Source organism: Arcicella gelida (genome assembly GCF_034931025.1).
GTDB classification, from domain to species: domain Bacteria; phylum Bacteroidota; class Bacteroidia; order Cytophagales; family Spirosomataceae; genus Arcicella; species Arcicella gelida.
Map to the genome: position 1 here is coordinate 24,542 of NZ_JAYGIL010000013.1, position 19,673 is coordinate 44,214.

A 19,673-nucleotide genomic window follows, 5' to 3' on the forward strand; every position below is an offset into this window, starting at 1 on the left:
CTAACTTTGCAAACTCAAAAAGAAAAGATAGCAATCACAATTAAAAATAGAAATGGGAAGAGCATTTGAATTTCGTAAAGCAAGAAAATTTAAGCGATGGGGACAAATGGCAAAAACATTTACCAAAATCGGTAAAGATATTGTCATTGCAGTAAAATCGGGCGGACCAGACCCTCATTCAAATTCACGTTTACGGGCAATTATCCAGAATGCCAAGGCTGTGAATATGCCAAAAGACAATGTTGAGCGTGCTATCAAAAAAGCTTCATCTAAAGAACAAGAAGACTACAAAGAGATTGTTTATGAAGGATATGCTGCTCATGGCGTTGCGGTGTTAGTAGAGTGTACAACTGACAACACCAATCGTTCCATTGCCAATATCAGAAGTCATTTTACTAAATGTGGTGGAAGTGTTGGTACTACAGGTATGTTAGATTTCATTTTTGAACGCAAATCTGTATTCAAAATTGCCAAAACTGCTGACATTGATGTGGAAGAATTAGAATTAGAATTGATTGATTACGGTGCTGATGAAATCTTCTTGGATTTAGAAACCAACCAAGTAAACATTTACGGAGAATTCACTGCTTTTGGAGCTATTCAGAAATTTTTAGAAGAAAAAGGTTTTGAATTACAAGGAGCTGATTTCGAAAGAATTCCGAACGATACTAAAGAACTTACTGAGGAACAAATGGCTGATGTTGAAAAACTAATCGAGCGTTTGGAAGAAGATGATGATGTTCAGAACGTTTATCATAACATGAGATAGATTTTCTTAGTCAATAAAAAAAGCCAGATTACTCTGGCTTTTTTCTTTCACAACCATCATCCATTTAGTAATAAAATTGAAATGCGATATTTTATAGAATGTTCATATAAAGGCACAAATTATTGCGGTTGGCAAGCACAAGATAATGCACGTACCATCCAAGGTGAAATTGAAAAAGTGTTAGCAATTTTATTAAGAAAACCCATTGAAATTACAGGAAGTAGCAGAACTGATACGGGTGTTCATGCCAAACATCAAACGGCACATTTTGATTTAGAAGAAGTAATTCCTAATCCTGAAAATATCGTTTATCGCATGAACAAAATGTTGCCTTTTGATATTTCTATTCTGAATATTTTCGCTGTTGCTGACGATTATCATTCTCGTTTTGAGGCAACTTCAAGAAAATATGAGTATCATATTTCGAGAAAAAAGAATCCATTCTTAAAAGATTTATGCTATGAATTTACGCCTGTTTTGAATATAACAGCGATGAACGAGGCTTGTCAATATTTCTTCAAATACATTGATTTTGAAAGCTTTAGCAAACTTCATTCACAAGTATTTACGTTTAATTGCACCATTATGGAAGCAAGATGGGAAGAAAGAGAAAATGGTATATTGGTTTTCCACATTAAGTCAAATAGATTTTTGAGAGGAATGGTAAGAGCAATCGTCGGGACTTTGATAGAAGTGGGGATGGGAAAGATTAGTGTAGAAGATTTTGAAAAGATAATTCAATCAAAAAATCGTCAAAAAGCTGGCAGGGCAGCTCCTCCACAAGGTTTATTTTTGATGGAAGTCAATTATTAAGTCCAGACATCTCCCAACAATACCAAAACCTATCTCGGAGATAGAAATTTGCGGTAAAAAGATGCAAAATCCTATCTCCGAGATGGAATCTTGCGACAAAAAGACGCAAAATCCTATCTCCGAGATGGAAGCTTGCGGTAAAAAGATGCAAAATCCTATCTCAGAGATGGAAAAATGCGGTGGAAAGATGCAAAATCCTATCTCCGAGATGGAATCTTGCGGTAAAAAGATGCAAAATCCTATCTCAGAGAGACAGTGTTTATATTAATATTTTCTTCACTTCATTCAATTTCAACAAAGCTTCTATCGGTGACATGGCGTTAATATCGAGATGTTTTAATAGATTTTCTATTTTCTCAAATTTCGGATTACTTTCTCCGCCGAAAATACTCATTTGAAAATTCTGTTTTGGCATTTCACGAATCGTTTGGCGATGTTGTTCTTTTGAACGATTCTTTTCTAATTCTACCAAAATTTCACTGGCACGATACACTACTGTTTGTGGGATTCCTGCTAACTGTGCTACGTGAATCCCGAAACTGTGTTCTGAACCGCCTTCTTTCAGCTTACGCATAAAAATCACTTTACCATTGATTTCTTTTACGGAAACATTGAAATTTTTGATTCTTGGAAAATCGTTCGCCAATTCATTTAATTCATGATAATGTGTTGCAAAAAGTGTTTTTGGACGATAATTTGAATGATTATGTAAATGTTCTGCAATTGCCCAAGCTATCGAAACGCCATCATAAGTACTTGTTCCACGACCAATTTCGTCCATCAAAACCAAACTTCTGTCTGAAAGGTTGTTCAAAATACTTGCTGTTTCGGTCATTTCAACCATAAAAGTAGATTCTCCTTTCGAAAGGTTATCACTCGCTCCTACTCTTGTAAATACTTTATCGACAATCCCAATTTTGGCTTCGCTGGCAGGTACAAAACACCCAATTTGTGCCATCAACACAATCAATGCTGTTTGGCGAAGTAACGCAGATTTACCCGCCATGTTTGGGCCAGTAATGATAATAATTTGTTGCGTTGCATCATCCAAGTACAAATCATTCGGCACGTAAATTTCGCCCAAAGGCAATTGTTGTTCAATTACTGGATGGCGACCATCTTTAATTTCAAGCTCCTTATTATCAGAAACTTGCGGTTTGGCATAATTATTTTTCTCGGCAATTTTAGCAAAATTTGTTAGCACATCCAATACCGCAATAATCTTGGCATTTTGCTGAATTTGATGCACGTAATCGTTGGCAACATTCACCAGTTCATTAAAAATTCTGAATTCAATTACCGCAATTTTATCTTCTGCACCCAAAATTGTTTCTTCATATTCTTTCAATTCTGGTGTAATATAACGTTCGGCATTTACCAAGGTTTGCTTACGAATCCAGTCGTTGGGTACTTTATCTTTATGGGCGTTGGTTACTTCTAAATAATAACCAAATACTTTATTGAAAGAAACTTTGAGCGAAGTAATGCCCGTGCGTTCAATTTCACGATTTTGTAATTGCAATAAAAAGTCTTTTCCAGTATGAGCAATGCCTAAAAGTCTGTCTAAATCTTCATCAACACCATGTTTAATCATTCCACCTTGGTTCGTCACAATCGGTAATGATTCATCACGTAATTCATTTTCAATTTTATCCAATAAAAACTGACAAGGATTTAACTGGTCGGCATATTTTTTCAGCATCGTCACATTGGTAGCTTTGGCTGATGCTGATTTATCTTCTGAATGAACAGAATTCATCAACAATTCTCGAATAGGCTCAATGCGTGATAAAGCTCTTTTTAAGGTAGCTAATTCACGAGGATTTATTCTGCGAACGGCTACTTTTGAAATCAGACGCTCTAAATCACCAATAGGTTTGAGTTGCTGTTCGATAGCCTCACGCAACTCAGTATTTTCTTTGAAAAACGAAACCGTTTCCAAACGTTCTTGAATCAAAGACTTTTCTTTCAAAGGCAAAACCAACCATTTACGGAGTAATCTTGCTCCCATCGGAGTGGTAGTTTGGTCAAGAATTTGAATCAAAGAAATTCCTCCTTCTTGTTGTGGAGCTACTAATTCCAGATTACGAATTGTGAATCTATCCAACCAGACATATTTCTCTTCTTCCAATCGGTTGATTCTTGAAATATGACTTACTTCTTTATGCTCAGTTTCTGCTAAATAGTGCATAATTACACCCGCAGCAATAATTCCTTCCGCTAATGTCTCAATCCCAAAACCTTTTAAAGAATTGGTTTTAAAATGATTCGTAAGTAAGGGATAAGTAAAATCACGGGTAAAAGCCCAGTCATCAATACCAAAAGTATTGAATTTATCACCGAATAAAGCGGTAAATTCTTGTCGATTTTTCTTACAAAAAAGTACTTCAGAAGGCGAAAAGCTTTGTAATAATTTTTCGATATAAGCCGCACTTCCTTGCGAACAAAGGAATTCACCCGTTGAAATATCTAAGAAAGCAATTCCGATAATTTCTGTAGAAAAAGAAGAAAAACTGATGGAAGCCAAGTAATTATTTTGCTTGGTATCCAGTACATTATCATTGAAAGAAACGCCTGGAGTAACTAATTCTGTAACGCCTCTTTTTACAATTCCTTTGGCGGTGGCAGGGTCTTCAAGTTGGTCGCATATTGCTACACGTTCGCCAGCACGGACTAATCTTGGCAAATAAGTATCCAAAGAATGGTGTGGGAAACCAGCCAGATGGTCGTCAGCAGTACCGTTATTTCTGCGAGTAAGCGTAATTCCCAAAATCTTAGCAGCACGAACCGCATCTTCCCCAAAAGTTTCGTAGAAATCGCCCACTCTAAACAGTAACAAAGCACCTGGATAGCGAGCTTTTATTTGATTATACTGTTTGGCAAGTGGAGTTTCGTTAGGTTTTTTGGTGGGTTTTGAAGTATCGTTAGGATTTTGAGAAGGTCTTGCCATGTTGATTATTAAAAGTTTCAAATCATGTGTCCAAATTTTTCGTTGAACAACAATCCTTGAAATTTGAGTTTACTATTTAAAAATTAAATGTTTCACAAAAATACACAGAGCGTTGCAAAGAATTTATTAATTGGGAAAAGATTTGGCATAGTTACGGAAGAAAACTCCTTTAAACGGCTTTTTATAAAATAGCGAAAATATACTCTATGAATAAAAACTTTAAAAGAAAAATCTAAAACAAAAAAAAAACTATAACCCTGTATTTCAGCACTTTAAATTCATAACTCATCTTTCATAATTCATATCTAAAATACCTACTTCCTCAAAACCTGCATAAATACTTCATCCAATCTTGAAGCCATACTTACTTTGATTTTGTATTGATTTACATCCAAACCTTTGGCATTGAATTTCGAAATCCAGATTTCTTTAAATCCTAATTTTTCGGCTTCTGAAATACGATTTTCAATACGATTTACCGCTCTGATTTCTCCGCCTAATCCTACTTCTGCCGCAAAGCATATCGTACTCGGAATAGAAATATCTTCGTAAGAGGAAACAATGGAAGCACAAACCGCCAAATCAATCGCTGGATCTTCTACTTTTAAGCCTCCAGCAATGTTTAAGAAAACATCCTGATTGCCCAATCTGAAACCGCCTCTTTTTTCTAATACTGCCAATAACATATTCAAACGTTTGGCATCAAAACCCGTAGAACTTCTTTGTGGAGTACCATAAGTGGCAATGGAAACCAATGATTGTGTTTCAATCAACAAAGGACGATTGCCTTCTAACATCGCTCCAATGGTAATTCCTGAAAAATCTTCATCTCTTTGTGAAATCAAAATTTCAGATGGATTTGACACTTCTCTCAAACCAGAATTCAACATTTCATAAATACCTAATTCAGAAGTACTTCCGAAACGGTTTTTGGTGGTTCGTAGAATTCTATACGCTAAATGTCGGTCGCCTTCAAATTGTAAAACAGTGTCCACCATGTGTTCTAAAACCTTTGGTCCAGCCAAAGAGCCATCTTTCGTGATATGTCCGATAATGAAAACGGGCGTGCCAGATTCCTTGGCAAATTTCATCAACTCAGCCGCACATTCTTTTACTTGCGAAACGCTTCCTGCTCCCGCTTCAATAAAGGAAGATTGTAGCGTTTGGATGGAATCAATGATTAAAATATCAGGTTCAAAATTCTCTACTTGCTTAAAAATATTTTGCGTTTGGGTTTCTGTCAGGATAAAACAGTTGTCGCTTTTGTTTTCTAAACGTTCGGCACGCATCTTGATTTGATGTTCAGATTCTTCTCCAGAAACATATAATACTCTATGCGAATCCAGCATCAAGGCGATTTGCAACATCAAAGTAGATTTCCCAATACCCGGTTCTCCACCAATAAGTACCAAAGAACCCAACACAATTCCGCCACCCAACACACGATTTAATTCAGCATCTTTGGTCAATATTCTTGCTTGCTCCTGAAAATTAATTTCTTGAATCGCTCTTGGTTTTGCAGCAATTTTTAAAGAAGTACTTACTTTCCAAGAACCTTTTTGAGGTTCATCTTTCTGTACAACTTCTTCTACAAAAGTATTCCACTCTCCACACGAAGGGCATCGTCCCAACCATTTTGGAGCTTGGTTGCCACAGTTTTGACAGAAAAATGAAGTTTTAGTTTTTGCCATATTACACTTTAACAAACTCATTATCAAATGATAACGAGTTATATTTTATTCCTTAAAATTCAACATTAGGATTATACCTACAATTACTTGTCGATTACTTAGTTCGTTCTTGAAATACATACCGTTTACTAAATTATGCTAAAAAAAACGGGTAACAAAATACTTCAGGTCGGTGATATACTGTTATCTTGCTAACAAAATAAATTTTACTACTATGCACAAAAAAATCATTTTACTCGTTGCCCTGTTAATTTTTGTAAAAACCAGTAGCGTTTTTGCACAAATTTCATTCGGTATCAAAGGTGGTGTAAACTTCTCTCAATTAAAAACTGATTTCGAAAGTCAGTCAGTTGGAGCGAACCTTAAACAAAGCTTAGATACCAAAACTGGTTATGTTGGTGGTGTATATTTCCGATTAGGAAAAACGTTTTTTGTACAGCCAGAATTAATTTTCTCAGCAAAAGGAGGAAGCTTGAATCTATTAAAAAGTGGTTCATCCACTGATTATGAAACGGTAAAAATTGATTACACAAGCCTTGATGTACCCTTGTTGATTGGTTACAAATTTGGGCCACTTCGTGTAAATGCTGGACCTGTTGCTTCTTTTAAAGTCTCAAACAGTATTAGTGACGACTTGAAAAATTATTCTAGCAACATTGGTGATTCGTTCAAAAATGCTTCTTATGGCTATCAAGCAGGTGCTGGCATTGACCTTGGTTCATTATCTGTCGATTTACGTTATGAAGGAAGTCTTTCAGATATTTCTTCTGTGGTTGATTTATCTAAAAGTGTAAACTACAGCCAAAAAGGAAACCTTTGGCAAATGACTCTAGGCTATAAGATTTTTTAAGATTTACAAATCTCAACTTTAAGAGTGCTCATTTCCAAGCGTTTTTGCATGGAAATCAGCACTCTTTTTTTATTTAGTTGAATTCAATAGCTTTTGTTTTTTGATTTTCAAATTCCTTCTTCCTTCAATCAAGTGCTTTGATTACTTTTGTGTTGATTATAACATTCATTTAATAGCTAAACACTTGGAAAATACAAAACCCACCCCTTCCTTCCTACTACGCCAAAAGTTCCCTTTTGAACCGACCAATGGGCAAATAGAATTGTTCCAGAAAATGGATAAGTTTATTCCTAATCAGGATGATTTTGGTCCACTGTGCTTTTTATTAAAAGGTTATGCGGGTACTGGTAAAACTACAGTTTTAAGTACCATCATGAAAGTATTGCCAAAATTTGGTTATAAAGCCATCCTCCTCGCTCCTACTGGTCGTGCGGCGAAGGTGATGAGTAATTATGCTAAAACCAAAGCACTGACGATTCATAAGAAGATTTACAGACAAGTTGCCAACCAATATACTGGTAGTTTAGAATTTCAATTACAAAATAATTATGCTACTAAAACGATTTTTATCATTGATGAAGCCTCGATGATTTCAGACGATGCGGAATTTGGTACGCCTGGATTATTGACCGATTTAATGAAATTTATTTTCTCGCATCCTGAATTAGACTATAATTTCAATAAAGTGATTTTTGTAGGCGATACTGCTCAACTACCTCCCGTGGGCAAGTTAATGTCGCCTGCTTTGGAAAAAGATTACATGGAAGGGCAATTTCATTTGGGAGTAATGGAACAAGTACTTACAGAAGTAATGCGTCAGGATGCAGATTCTGGCATTTTGTTTAATGCGACGAATCTAAGAAATATTCTGAAAGATGAAAAACCTCAAATCAGTTTTAATACCAAAGGTTTTAAGGATTTCTTTAAAATGACTGGTGAAAAGCTAGAAGATGGACTGAACTATGCTTACCGAAAATTTGGCAGAGAAAACTCCATTATTCTTACTCGCTCCAACAAAACAGCCGTACAATACAACCGATATATTCGTCAGCAAATTTTTTCGATGGAAGATGAATTATCTGCTGGCGATTTGTTGATGATTGTTAGAAACAATTATCATTGGTTGAGTGAAGATTCTCCCGCTGGCTTTTTAGCCAATGGTGATTTTGTTGAAGTAATGAAAATCAGAGGCATTGAAGAGATGCACGGATTTAGATTCGCAACACTTACGCTTCGTTTACTGGATTATGAAGAACACCCACACATCGAAGCAAAAGTAATGCTAAGTACGCTTTATACGAATACGCCAGCGATGTCTAAAGATGAAAATAAAGCTTTGTATGAATCTGTTTCAGCAGATTACGATCACTTCGCAAGTAAGAAAATCAGAAATGAAGAAATCAGAAAAGACCCGTACTTGAATGCCTTACAAGTAAAATTTGCGTACGCTCTTACTTGTCATAAATCACAAGGTGGACAATGGAATGCTGTCTTTGTAGAACAAGGATATTTAACCGACGAAAATATCAATGAAGATTTTATCAGATGGCTTTACACGGCTGTCACCCGTGCAACCCATGAAGTATTTTTATTGAATTTCCATGCAGACTTTTTCGATTAAATTCATTTGTCTTCGCCTTCGTAAAAGTATTTTTTCAATACATATCGAATCGAATAATAGGAATTTATCATGGCTGTATGGATTTGTTTTCTATCCATCCACTCTAATTTCTCAATATCTTCCTCAAACTGAGGTTTCATTTTAGCGTCGTCAACTAATTCCATCGAATACCATTTTGTTTGTTTCAAAATGGCTTCGTTTTTGTAAGTATAAGTATGGTATGTAGTACAGATTTTTTCTTCTAATCTAGCTTTTACGTTGCATTCTTCTTCTACTTCACGAACGGCAGCTACTTTGAAAGATTCACCTTTCTCAAGTTTACCTTTGGGCAAATCCCACTTTTTGAGGCGATACATCATCAAAACTTTTCCTTCTTCATTTCTCACTACTCCGCCAGCAGCTCTGACTACTTTATATTGAGATTTGATTTGTGTCTCAGTAGCGTCTTTATTTTCTGAAACTAGAGTTATCGATTGTAAATTCGGAAGCTCTTCATTTTTTAAGAGAGAGAATAACCTAGAAATTGTAGGAGAAAGTACATTAATAATCAAAACATGACCACGCAAACTATTGGCTTTAATGGCTTCTAACTGAGCATCTATCAAGTGATCAAATTCTGTTGAAGTAAGTGCTTGGGCTTTCTTTTTCCCTATGACCTTTATCGGTCTTTCGTTAATGAAAATTATCATTTTTAGTTGGATTGATCCTTAATGATTAGCTCGTGAATTAAAATCAAAATTTATATTTCATCGTAAAATTAAACTTTTGTTACGAAACATTACTGAGAGTTTTTAATTTTGCACATAGATTTAACAAAAACCCCAAAATGGCACAACGTACTCTTGCAGAAACAGTCGCTTCTATGTTACTTGAAGTTCAAGCTGTTCGACTTAGTCCAGACCAACCTTTCAAATGGGCATCAGGCTGGAATTCACCTATTTACTGTGATAATAGAATCACGCTTTCGTATCCTAAAGTGCGTACTGCTATCAAAAATGGGCTTGCATCAGCTGTGAAAGCATATTGGAGTGATGTAGATATTATCGCTGGTGTAGCAACTGCTGGTATTCCACAAGGTGCATTAGTAGCTGATTGGTTAGAACTTCCTTTCTGTTATGTTCGTCCTGAACCGAAAAAACATGGAATGGGCAACCAAATCGAAGGAAAAATTAAAGCTGGACAAAAAGTAGTTTTGATTGAAGATTTAGTTTCAACAGGTGGAAGCTCTTTAAAAGCAGTTGATGCTTTGCGTGAAGCTGGTGCAAATGTTTTAGGAATGGTTTCTATTTTTACTTATGGTTTTGAGATTGCAGACAAAAATTTCGCTGAGAAAAACCTGAAAGTTTATACTTTAAGTAATTATGACACTTTAATTAAAGAAGCTGTTGCAAAAAATTATGTTTCTGAAAGTCAATTAATTACTTTACAAGAGTGGAGACACAATCCTTCTGAATGGAAAGTATAATTCAGTTAAAAATTATACGAAAAACCAATCTAAACGAAAATTAGATTGGTTTTTTTATTCCCTAAAACTGACATCCGAAAGCCGATTACCGCACAGAAATCGCATACTTCTTTCCCGGTAAAGATTTCAGTACTCCTTGAAATTCCAGATTCAATAACAGCGACGATAATTTAGCAATATGAATTTGTGATTGCCAAGCGATTTCATCAATTTCCATTACTTGATTTTTATGAAGTAAAGCCATAATCTGGCTTTCTTCTTCGGTGAAAGCACTTAAATCAAGTGTTTGTTTTACTACTTGGTTTTTCTCATGACCAACTAAATCCCAATTCAAAGTTTCTACTACATCCTGAATACTGGTATAAATTTCTGCTTTTCTTTCTTTAATCAATTTATTGCATCCTTCTGAAAAAGATTTCCCTAATTGTCCCGGCACGGCAAAAACATCTCGATGATAATTATTAGCATACTCTGCCGTAATCAACGCTCCCCCTTTTGCAGCAGCTTCCACCACAATAGTTACGTCTGCCATGCCAGCAATAATGCGGTTTCTTTGAGGGAAAAATCTTGGGTCGGGCTGGGTTTCAAAAGTTTGTTCTGTGATGATTCCACCCATTTCTTGCATCTGAATCGAAACATTTTTATGCTGATAAGGATAAATCAAATCTATTCCACTTGCCATTACGCCCAATGTAGGAACAGCATTTTTTAAACAAGCCTTGTGAGCAATAATATCAATACCATAAGCCAAACCACTTATCACTAAAGGGTTAAAAGGTTTTAAATCTTCAATGATTTCTTCCGTGACATTTTTACCATATTCTGTAGATTGGCGAGTTCCAACAATTGCTACCGTTTTGGTATGGTTCAAATCGGCTTTGCCTTTATAGTATAACAAAACGGGGGCATCATAAAGCTGTTTTAAACGATTCGGATAGTTTTTATCGGTATAAAACAACAATGCTACTTGCTGTTTCTCGGCTTCTTCAATAATTTTTGAAGCTCTGTCGAGAACGGATTTATCTTGAAGATTTTGGGCTAATGTTTTTCCGATGTTGGGAATTTTAAGCAGTTTAGCAACAGGCGTTTTGAATACTTGTTCTGCTCCACCACAATAACTAATGAGTTGACGAATAAGCACATCCCCGATTTTGGGAATTAGCGTGAGCGCAATTTGATATTGCAAATTTTCGGTAGAGGACATAAAATAAGGTAGAATTATAAGTGAATAATATTTAAGTTTGAATAAAATTAACTTTAAGTTGATTGATTAGTTTCTTCTTTGTTTTCATCAATCGCTTCTCGAAGCTCTTGCATAAACTTTTTAATATCAGCTAATCTATCTATAATCGCTTGATTTTCTTGTTTTTTCTTCTTTTTACTTTCTAAAGCACGTTTCGCACCCTCAATTGTATAACCTTGATTTTCAACCAAATCTACAATTTCTCGTAAATGATTAATATCTTCTTGTGTATATTTTCTATCCCCCGAACGGTCACGTTTAGGATTGAGTGACGGAAATTGCTCTTCCCAAAAACGAAGTTTAGAGATATTCATATCAAACATCTGAGCAACTTCTGAAATTGAATAATACCGTTTGGTTAAAGCAACACTTTCCATCTGCAACAAAAAAACTAAATAAGGATTTTATAAACATAGCAAAGATAGATATTTTGTAGAATACTTGATATTTTAGTTTTAGATAGATTTACTAGAACCTTCTTATTTCTTCTTTGTCAAATATTCAGGTCCTAAAGTTTCTATCGTAAATTCATGTTTTGGATAAGTACGATAATAACTATTACTTATTTCCGTCGGATATTTCTTGAAAGTAATATATTTCAAAAAGTATTTTCTGATTTGAAAACTCATATTTAATATTTCACAAAACAGTTTCGAAGGCTTTTTATAACCAAAAGCTTCTCTTAATTTTTCGGTAATTAAAGCTGCAAAAACTGGTTTAACGGCAAATCTCAAAAAGCTTGGAAACCAATTTTCTACAATTCTTATCGTTGCATCTGCTATCACTTTATTACTTTCAGCATAGCAAAAATAACGATGTTCATATTCTTCGGAAAAAGTTTTTAATGCCTCCATATCTTTAGGAATATCGGTTAAATTCATTCGTATTGCTACTTCTTTAAAAAAGAGAAATAAGGCTAATTGTTCATCTTTACTCATTTTTCGCCAGCCATTTACTTCCATCCAATTGATTGGATAAAAAACAAATGTAGAAAGTACCAGTAAATAATCTTCATTAGCAATCCGATAATTCCCATGAATTTTATTCATTTGGTCAATTGCTCTTTTGCCTAATTCACTATCATAACCAGCTTGCATAAATTGTGCAATCAAAATTCCAGTATCGTCATAACGTTTTTGTCCTCTTTTTACAAATTCGCCTGTTTTTTGTAAAAGTCCCGAAATACTTGGACTAGCATAAGTATGAAACAAAGCCAATTCTAAAGACCGCACCATATCAAAAGGAAATTCATAAGCCGTCATCAAATACACCATTCGCTGGTGGTCGGTGATAGGATTCAACGAAGCAATTTCTTGTTGAACTTCAGGATTGCGAAAAATAAAGGCTTTTTTGGCGTAAGCTTTCATAGAAGAATGATTTTGATCGATAGATTTAAAAACGTAAAGTAATACGAGTTTTCAGCTCGTAAAAATATACATAATTATTGGGACGAGTTGGAAACTCGTTCTACGGATTTCTTAATTCAATCAATTTAAAAACACCTTTTTTTCTATCTCATTTCATTTTCTCTTGTTTTACTAACATTCTCCAAGACTATTCACTAATTTTGCGGTTAATTTTAAAAATGCTGTCGAACGATTGTGTTTCGACTTTCCAAATTCCGATTTTATAATGACTTCCAAAGAAATACGTCAACAGTTTTTAGATTTCTTCAAATCAAAGGGTCACTTAATTGTTCCTTCAGCTCCTCTTGTTGCTAAAAACGACCCAACCTTGATGTTCAACAACTCAGGGATGGCTCAGTTCAAAGATTTTTTCTTGGGCAATGGTACGCCTCCATCAAAACGTATTGCCGATACGCAAAAATGTTTACGTGTGTCTGGTAAACACAACGACCTTGAGGACGTAGGTTTTGATACTTACCACCACACCATGTTTGAAATGTTGGGAAACTGGTCTTTTGGCGATTATTTCAAAAAAGAAGCTTTGGCTTGGTCTTGGGAATTATTGACAGAAGTTTTCAAATTACCAAAAGATAGAATTTATGTTTCTGTGTTTCAAGGTGACGAAAAAGATGGCGTTCCTTTCGACCAAGAAGCATGGGATATTTGGGCATCAATGGTTGGTGAAGACCGTATTATTCTTGGAAATAAAAAAGATAATTTCTGGGAAATGGGCGATACTGGTCCTTGCGGGCCATGTTCTGAAATCCACATCGACTTACGTGATGCAGATGAAGTAGCCAAAATTTCTGGAAAAGAATTAGTAAACGCTGACCACCCACAAGTGGTTGAAATTTGGAACAACGTATTCATGCAGTTTGAACGCATGGCGGATGGTTCTTTGGTTTCATTGCCTGCCAAACACGTTGATACAGGGATGGGCTTTGAGCGTTTGTGTATGGCGATTCAAGGCAAGCAGTCAAATTATGATACCGATGTTTTCTCGAATACCATCAATTTTGTAGCAGCAAAAGCAGGTAAAAAATACGGTGAAGGTAAGTGGGAAGATATTGCTTTAAGAGTAATTGCTGACCATATTCGTGCGATTGCTTTTGCGATTGCTGATGGACAATTGCCTTCAAATAACAAAGCAGGTTATGTAATTCGTCGTATTTTGCGTCGTGCGGTGCGTTATGGTTATACTTATTTAGGTTTCCGTGAGCCGTTTATGCACAGCATTATTCCATTGCTGTCGGAACAATTTGATGGCGTTTTCCCTGAATTAATCGCTCAACAAGAATTTGTAGAAAGAGTAATTTTAGAAGAAGAAAATTCATTCTTACGTACGTTAGAAACAGGTTTGACAAAATTAGATAAAATCATTGCTGAAACTGAGAAAAACGGTGTTATCGCTGGAGAAATCGTTTTTGAATTGAACGATACTTTTGGTTTTCCTTCTGATTTAACGGCTTTGATTGCTCGTGAAAATGGTTTATCAATCGACGAAGAAGGCTACAAAGTTGCCCTTCAAGCACAAAAAGACCGTTCACGTAAAGATTCATCGAAAGAAGCAACTGATTGGACGATTGTTTCTGACGAAGATTTCGACTTTGAATTTGTAGGTTACGACGAAACAGAAGCGTCAGCAAGCCTTATCAAATACCGTAAAGTAAAAACTAAAGCTGGAAGCGAATACCATATCGTGTTAGATAAAACCCCTTTTTACGCTGAAATGGGTGGACAAGTGGGCGACTCAGGAGTGTTGGAATTAGGTGATTTATCAATAAAAATTTCGGATACTAAAAAGGAAAACGATTTGTTTATTCATATTTCTACCGATAAAAATTTCGAGCAATTTGTTGAACAATACGTAACCAACAAAAATTTAGTAGCCAAAATTGACACTGCTCGCAGAAGTAAAATTACTTCAAACCATACCGCTACGCACTTGATGCTTTCGGCGATGCGTGAAGTATTAGGCTCGCATATTTCGCAAAAAGGTTCTTACCAAAACGAAGACCTTACTCGTTTCGACTTCTCTCACTTCTCGAAAGTAACTGACGAAGAATTGGGCAAAATTGAAGACATCGTTAACGCCAAAATCAGAGCCAATATTGCTTTAGACGAAAAACGCAATGTGCCTATCAAAGAAGCCATTGCGGCAGGTGCGACAGCGACTTTTGGTGAAAAATACGGCGACTTTGTTCGTGTAATCACTTTCGACCCGAACTTTTCGGTTGAGCTTTGCGGTGGTACACACGTACCTTCGACAGGACAAATTGGTTTGTTTAAATTCGTTGCAGAAAGTTCGGTTTCGGCTGGAGTTCGTCGTGTAGAAGCTTATACTGGCGAAAATGCTTTGGCAATGTTTGAAGAACAATTGGCAATTGTGAATGAATTGAAAGGTTTGTTCAAAGGTCAAGCAGACGTAGTAAAAGCCGTAAAAGCTTTGTTGGAAGAAAAAGCAGTTTTAAGTAAAAAAATCGAAGCTTTTGAGTCTGAAAAATTACAAGCTATCAAAGAAACTTTACTAACGAAAGTACAAGCAGTTGGCGAAGTAAATGTAATTGCTGAAGTAGTTTCAGTTCCAAATGCTGATGCTTTAAAGCAATTGGCTTATGAATTAAAAGCAAAAATTGATAATTTATATTGCGTTTTGGGTGCAGAAGTAGCAGGCAAACCACAGTTGGCAGTAATGATTGCCGATAATTTGGTAGCTGATAAAGGCTTGAACGCTGGACAAATCATCCGTGATATGGCTAAAGAAGTAAAAGGCGGCGGAGGCGGACAACCTTTCTTTGCAACGGCTGGTGGTTCTGATGTTTCAGGATTAGTGAAGGCGGTTGAGAAAGGGAAAAGTGCGGTTTAGATTTTAGATAAAATGTAAGTTTGAAGTCTTGAAAATTTGAATTTATGTGTTATTTTTAATTGTTTAGGAAAGATGAAATTCTGAAATATTTCTTAGAAATCAAGTCTAATATCGAGCAAGATTTAGAAAAAGCTGTCGAAAGAGATGCCAATCAAGCTGAAATAGATAAGTTATTAGATAGCTGGACAGAAGTAAATATTTTAATCAAGAACATTTTGCAAACAGATAATCAATAAAGCCATGGTAAATTTTGATTTCAAACAGCATTTTCAAAAACTAAAAGAAGCACCAAACAAGCTTGCTGAAAGTTATATTGAAAGAGATTGGTCGAGGTATTATGATAGCCTTTCAAAAGAAGAGCAACAAGAATTTAAGGCTGCGTTTGATGAGTATTTACGCAAACAAAATATACAATACAAAGAACAAATTGAATTAGGGAAAGAAATGATGCTCAAGGCTGGCTTGAAGATTTCGTAAAAGTGTGAAATGGCAGAATTCATAGAAAAATACATCAATCCGTTTACGGATTTTGGCTTTAAGAAATTGTTTGGCGAAGAACTAAACAAGGACTTGCTATTGGATTTTTTGAACGAATTGCTAAAAGAAGAACAAGGTCAAATCAAGGACTTAACGTATTTGAAAACCGAACATTTAGGTTTGACAGAATCAGACAGAAAAGCCATTTTTGACTTGTATTGTGAGAATGAACGAGGGGAAAAGTTTATTGTTGAATTACAAAAATCAAAACAAAATTTCTTTAAAGATAGAACTGTTTATTACTCCACTTTTCCTATTCGAGAACAAGCCAAACGAGCAGATTGGAATTTTGAATTGAAGGCAGTTTACACGATAGCCATACTTGATTTTGTGTTTGATTCGGATAAAAATGAACCTGAGAAGTTTCGTTATGATGTGAAGTTGCAAGACATAGAAACAAATAAAGTATTTTATGACAAGCTAACTTTCATTTACTTAGAAATGCCTAAGTTCAAGAAAAGTATTGATGAGTTAGCAACACGTTTTGAGAAATGGCTTTATCTGATACGAAACTTGAATCAATTAGAACGTATTCCAGAAAGCTTGCGAGAGCGAATCTTTGAAAAGGTATTTGAAACGGCTGAGATAGCCAAATTCACGCCCGAGCAGGTACTTTCTTATGAAGATAGTTTAAAGTACTACCGAGATTTGAAAAACTCATTGGACACGGCACGAGAAGAAGGCGAAGCCAATGGAATACAAAAAGTTACCCGTAATATGCTTTCATTAGGATTGTCAATGGAAATGATTTCTAAAGCTACAGGTCTTTCAGAAGAGGAAATTAGTCGCTTACGTTAATCTTCATTTTCAAGACCTAAAAGGTTTTATAAACTTTTTAGGTCTTTTTCATTGTTGCTAATATATGAGGAACATCATATCACATATACTCCAAGTTAGCACATTAATACTTTTAATGTCGGTTTTGACTTTCGGGATTGTAGTATATTCATATTTTGAAATAAATGCTAGTCCAAAACCTGAACCTCAATTTTTCTGCGGAACTGAATCTCAAATAGATAAAAATCTTGGCAACAATGTTAATGGGGAAAAGTTATTCAGGAATAATTGTGCTGCTTGTCATAATACTTCTGATGAGACATTAATTGGACCAGGCTTAAAAAATATTACAGAAAGGCGTCCCTTAGATTGGATTGTAAAATGGGTACATAATCCTCAAAAAGTTATTAAAAGCGGGGACAAATATGCAACTGAACTATTTGATAAATATAATCAAGCTCAAATGGTAGCTTATCCTAACCTAACAGAAGAAGACATAGATATTTTAAAATATATCAACTAAACTGTGTTCTGTCTGTCACAAAACACCGTTTAAAATCATTTTCCTATTAGTGGGAGACTTAAGTCTCCCACTAATAGGAATCTTTCACAAAAAGAAATTCTAACATACATTAATCCTTAGTTTTTTTCTTCAAACTCAATTGTCTTTCAAATCCCAAATACTTTCTAATCAAGCTGAAATCGCAATCGAACAAATGAATTTGTTGGGTCGTGACCGCAAGCCTTTCCTTTTTATCATTGATTATGAGATGAAAAAGCCGATTGTTTTGCCACTTGAGGAAGTTGAAAAAGAAGATATTTTATACAAAGTTGGGAACAAAAGTAACTTCAATTTCGAAAAAGAATTACTTGAAAAACCTTTCTATTTAGAAAAATATCCGATTAGTTTTCAGGAATACCAACAGTCGTTCGACATTGTAAAACGTCATTTAATGCGTGGGAATAGTTTTTTGGTAAACCTCACCAAGCCTACTCCTATCAAAGTAAATTTGAGTTTAAAAGAAATTTTTGAACGGAGTTCGGCTCAGTATCAATTGTATTTCAAAAATCAATTTGTTCTTTTCTCACCTGAAATTTTTGTTAAAATCAAAGATGGAATCATTTCTTCACATCCTATGAAAGGGACAATTTCGGCAAATGTACCAAATGCCGAAACGGAGATTTTGAACAATAAAAAAGAACTTGCCGAACACGCTACAATCGTTGATTTAATCAGAAATGACATCAGTATGGTGGCAGAAAAAGTGTGGGTTGAACGTTTTAGATATATTAGTAAAGTACAAACTTCAGAAGGTGATTTATTACAAGTAAGTTCAGAAATTTGCGGAAAATTACCCGAAAATTTTCATCAAGAAATCGGTTCATTATTGTTTAAATTATTACCCGCAGGTTCAATTTGCGGAGCACCCAAACCACAAACTTTGGCAATTATTGAAGAAGCTGAAAACTACGAGCGAGGTTATTATACAGGCGTTTTTGGTATTTTTGATGGAGAAAACTTAGACAGTTCTGTCATGATTCGTTTTATTGAAAAAACGAAAAATAATTCACTTATCTTTAAAAGTGGTGGTGGAATTACCGTTTTTTCTGACGAACATTCTGAGTACCAAGAAATGATTGATAAAGTATATCTTACTTCAAAATAAATCGAGTCGTATCTGTAAAACACATGACTTTATAGTGGAAATTAGAGTAATGTCAATAGTTTAAATCGAAGCGAAAAACCACTCATAATTCATTACTCAAAACTCATAATTCTTAAGCTTGTGTGGCAATCTAACATTTATACTTTATTAGAAAAGCATCAAATTAGTTTTGAAATAAAGACTTGTGATTCTCCTTTTGAACTCATTTATTTACCCCAACAACAAATTTTTCTGCATTTTATTTCACTTAAAATTTTTCAAAACATTACTCTTCCTCTTGATTTCTTCAAAGATTTTTCTGAAAAAATTCAGACTCAACAACAAAGAATTATTCATCTTTGGGAAGATGTTTATGCCCACGATGCAGCTTTAGTAAATGCCAGAATTTTGGCAATGTGCGGATATTCTAAACGATTAAATGCCAGACATTGCTTTGTAGAAAGAATTGACAGTCCGACTGCCGAAGTATTCCTAAATGAAAATCATTTGCAGGCTTCGGTAAAATCTAAATTCAAATATGGCTTATTTTTAAAAGCTCAGTATCTTGAAAAATTTATAGATTTGGCATTAATTCAAGAAAAAAATAAGCCTTTACTGATTGCTGTGGCTACTTTTAGTGCAGGACGAGCAATGAAATATGGCGAACGTGCAGGTACTCGTTCGTATGAATTATTGCGTTTTGCAACGCTAAAAAATCATCATGTAGTTGGTGGAATGGACAAACTTTTAAAGGCTTTTGCCAACGAACATCAGCCCGACGATGTGATGTCGTATGCAGACAGAGATTGGTCGGACGGAAGAAGTTATAAAACCTTAGGCTTTCAGAAAATAGAGAATACTCCTCCTCAATTTTTCATGGTCAACAAGCAAACCTTAGAACGTTTTAGCATAATTCAATCAGAAGGTTTGAAAGAACAAAGTTTTATTCAGATATTTAACGCTGGAAGTATCAAATACATCAAGATTCTTCATGATAAAGAAATGGCTAAAGATTAGCTATTTCAAAACCTAAGTATAA

Annotated in this window: 19 protein-coding genes; 13 read left to right on the forward strand and 6 right to left on the reverse strand. The window is 35.1% G+C overall.

The features are described 5' to 3' along the window. The first annotated feature begins 52 nt into the window (after nucleotides 1–52). The 3 genes from VB776_RS12000 to VB776_RS12010 all read left to right on the forward strand — a co-directional run bounded on the left by VB776_RS12000 (nucleotide 53) and on the right by VB776_RS12010 (nucleotide 1,850). Nucleotides 53–769, forward strand: a complete 717-nt coding sequence (locus VB776_RS12000; protein WP_323260305.1) for a YebC/PmpR family DNA-binding transcriptional regulator — start codon at nucleotides 53–55, stop codon at nucleotides 767–769. 81 nt (nucleotides 770–850) lie between these two features. Further along, the gene (gene truA, locus VB776_RS12005; RefSeq protein ID WP_323329315.1) at nucleotides 851–1,582 is read left to right on the forward strand and encodes a tRNA pseudouridine(38-40) synthase TruA; all 732 of its coding nucleotides are present in this window, start codon (nucleotides 851–853) and stop codon (nucleotides 1,580–1,582) included. A gap of 61 nt (nucleotides 1,583–1,643) precedes the next feature. After that, a complete protein-coding gene (locus tag VB776_RS12010; protein WP_323329317.1) occupies nucleotides 1,644–1,850 on the forward strand; it encodes a hypothetical protein in 207 nt (68 codons plus the stop codon). Here VB776_RS12010 and mutS read toward each other — a convergent pair. Together mutS and radA are read right to left on the reverse strand one after the other, a co-directional pair. Next, complete coding sequence (mutS, locus tag VB776_RS12015; RefSeq protein WP_323329319.1) at nucleotides 1,842–4,532, reverse strand: DNA mismatch repair protein MutS; 2,691 nt, start codon at nucleotides 4,530–4,532, stop codon at nucleotides 1,842–1,844. The genes VB776_RS12010 and mutS overlap by 9 nt on opposite strands. A 314-nt stretch (nucleotides 4,533–4,846) precedes the next feature. After that, nucleotides 4,847–6,223 (reverse strand): DNA repair protein RadA, encoded by a 1,377-nt coding sequence (gene radA / locus VB776_RS12020; protein WP_323329321.1) that lies wholly within the window; start codon nucleotides 6,221–6,223, stop codon nucleotides 4,847–4,849. A gap of 214 nt (nucleotides 6,224–6,437) precedes the next feature. On the opposite strand from radA, the gene VB776_RS12025 reads away from it, so the two are divergent. Both VB776_RS12025 and VB776_RS12030 read left to right on the forward strand, forming a co-directional pair. Continuing rightward, nucleotides 6,438–7,073 carry a porin family protein gene (locus VB776_RS12025; RefSeq protein WP_323329323.1) on the forward strand — a complete coding sequence of 212 codons (636 nt, stop codon included), beginning with the start codon at nucleotides 6,438–6,440 and terminating at the stop codon, nucleotides 7,071–7,073. A gap of 184 nt (nucleotides 7,074–7,257) precedes the next feature. Further along, complete coding sequence (locus VB776_RS12030) at nucleotides 7,258–8,694, forward strand: ATP-dependent DNA helicase (protein WP_323329325.1); 1,437 nt, start codon at nucleotides 7,258–7,260, stop codon at nucleotides 8,692–8,694. A gap of 2 nt (nucleotides 8,695–8,696) precedes the next feature. Here VB776_RS12030 and VB776_RS12035 read toward each other — a convergent pair whose 3' ends face one another. Continuing rightward, entirely contained in the window at nucleotides 8,697–9,383 is a 687-nt protein-coding gene (locus VB776_RS12035; RefSeq protein ID WP_323329327.1) for an NUDIX hydrolase, read from the reverse strand. A gap of 137 nt (nucleotides 9,384–9,520) precedes the next feature. Between VB776_RS12035 and pyrE the strand changes: the two genes are divergently transcribed. After that, the gene (pyrE, locus tag VB776_RS12040; protein WP_323260292.1) at nucleotides 9,521–10,159 is read left to right on the forward strand and encodes an orotate phosphoribosyltransferase; all 639 of its coding nucleotides are present in this window, start codon (nucleotides 9,521–9,523) and stop codon (nucleotides 10,157–10,159) included. Between the two features lie 85 nt (nucleotides 10,160–10,244). On the opposite strand, the gene dprA is transcribed toward pyrE, so the two are convergent. The 3 genes from dprA to VB776_RS12055 all read right to left on the reverse strand — a co-directional run bounded on the left by dprA (nucleotide 10,245) and on the right by VB776_RS12055 (nucleotide 12,769). Then, a complete protein-coding gene (gene dprA, locus VB776_RS12045) occupies nucleotides 10,245–11,363 on the reverse strand; it encodes a DNA-processing protein DprA (protein ID WP_323329329.1) in 1,119 nt (372 codons plus the stop codon). A gap of 53 nt (nucleotides 11,364–11,416) precedes the next feature. After that, nucleotides 11,417–11,779: a MerR family transcriptional regulator gene (locus tag VB776_RS12050; protein ID WP_323329331.1), complete on the reverse strand. Its 363-nt coding sequence runs from the start codon at nucleotides 11,777–11,779 to the stop codon at nucleotides 11,417–11,419. 102 nt (nucleotides 11,780–11,881) lie between these two features. Further along, the gene (locus VB776_RS12055; RefSeq protein WP_323329333.1) at nucleotides 11,882–12,769 is read right to left on the reverse strand and encodes an oxygenase MpaB family protein; all 888 of its coding nucleotides are present in this window, start codon (nucleotides 12,767–12,769) and stop codon (nucleotides 11,882–11,884) included. A 265-nt stretch (nucleotides 12,770–13,034) separates the two neighbouring features. On the opposite strand from VB776_RS12055, the gene alaS reads away from it, so the two are divergent. The 7 genes from alaS to VB776_RS12090 all read left to right on the forward strand — a co-directional run bounded on the left by alaS (nucleotide 13,035) and on the right by VB776_RS12090 (nucleotide 19,651). Beyond that, nucleotides 13,035–15,674 carry an alanine--tRNA ligase gene (gene alaS, locus VB776_RS12060; RefSeq protein ID WP_323329335.1) on the forward strand — a complete coding sequence of 880 codons (2,640 nt, stop codon included), beginning with the start codon at nucleotides 13,035–13,037 and terminating at the stop codon, nucleotides 15,672–15,674. 59 nt (nucleotides 15,675–15,733) lie between these two features. Beyond that, nucleotides 15,734–15,910 carry a hypothetical protein gene (locus tag VB776_RS12065; protein WP_323329337.1) on the forward strand — a complete coding sequence of 59 codons (177 nt, stop codon included), beginning with the start codon at nucleotides 15,734–15,736 and terminating at the stop codon, nucleotides 15,908–15,910. 4 nt (nucleotides 15,911–15,914) lie between these two features. After that, nucleotides 15,915–16,151 (forward strand): hypothetical protein, encoded by a 237-nt coding sequence (locus tag VB776_RS12070; RefSeq protein ID WP_323329339.1) that lies wholly within the window; start codon nucleotides 15,915–15,917, stop codon nucleotides 16,149–16,151. A 9-nt stretch (nucleotides 16,152–16,160) separates the two neighbouring features. Beyond that, nucleotides 16,161–17,009 (forward strand): Rpn family recombination-promoting nuclease/putative transposase, encoded by an 849-nt coding sequence (locus tag VB776_RS12075; protein WP_323329341.1) that lies wholly within the window; start codon nucleotides 16,161–16,163, stop codon nucleotides 17,007–17,009. 115 nt (nucleotides 17,010–17,124) lie between these two features. Beyond that, nucleotides 17,125–17,511, forward strand: a complete 387-nt coding sequence (locus VB776_RS12080) for a c-type cytochrome (protein WP_323329343.1) — start codon at nucleotides 17,125–17,127, stop codon at nucleotides 17,509–17,511. 139 nt (nucleotides 17,512–17,650) lie between these two features. Next, a complete protein-coding gene (locus tag VB776_RS12085; RefSeq protein WP_323329345.1) occupies nucleotides 17,651–18,655 on the forward strand; it encodes an aminodeoxychorismate synthase component I in 1,005 nt (334 codons plus the stop codon). Between the two features lie 120 nt (nucleotides 18,656–18,775). Continuing rightward, a complete protein-coding gene (locus VB776_RS12090; RefSeq protein ID WP_323329347.1) occupies nucleotides 18,776–19,651 on the forward strand; it encodes a hypothetical protein in 876 nt (291 codons plus the stop codon). Nucleotides 19,652–19,673: the final 22 nt, after the last annotated feature.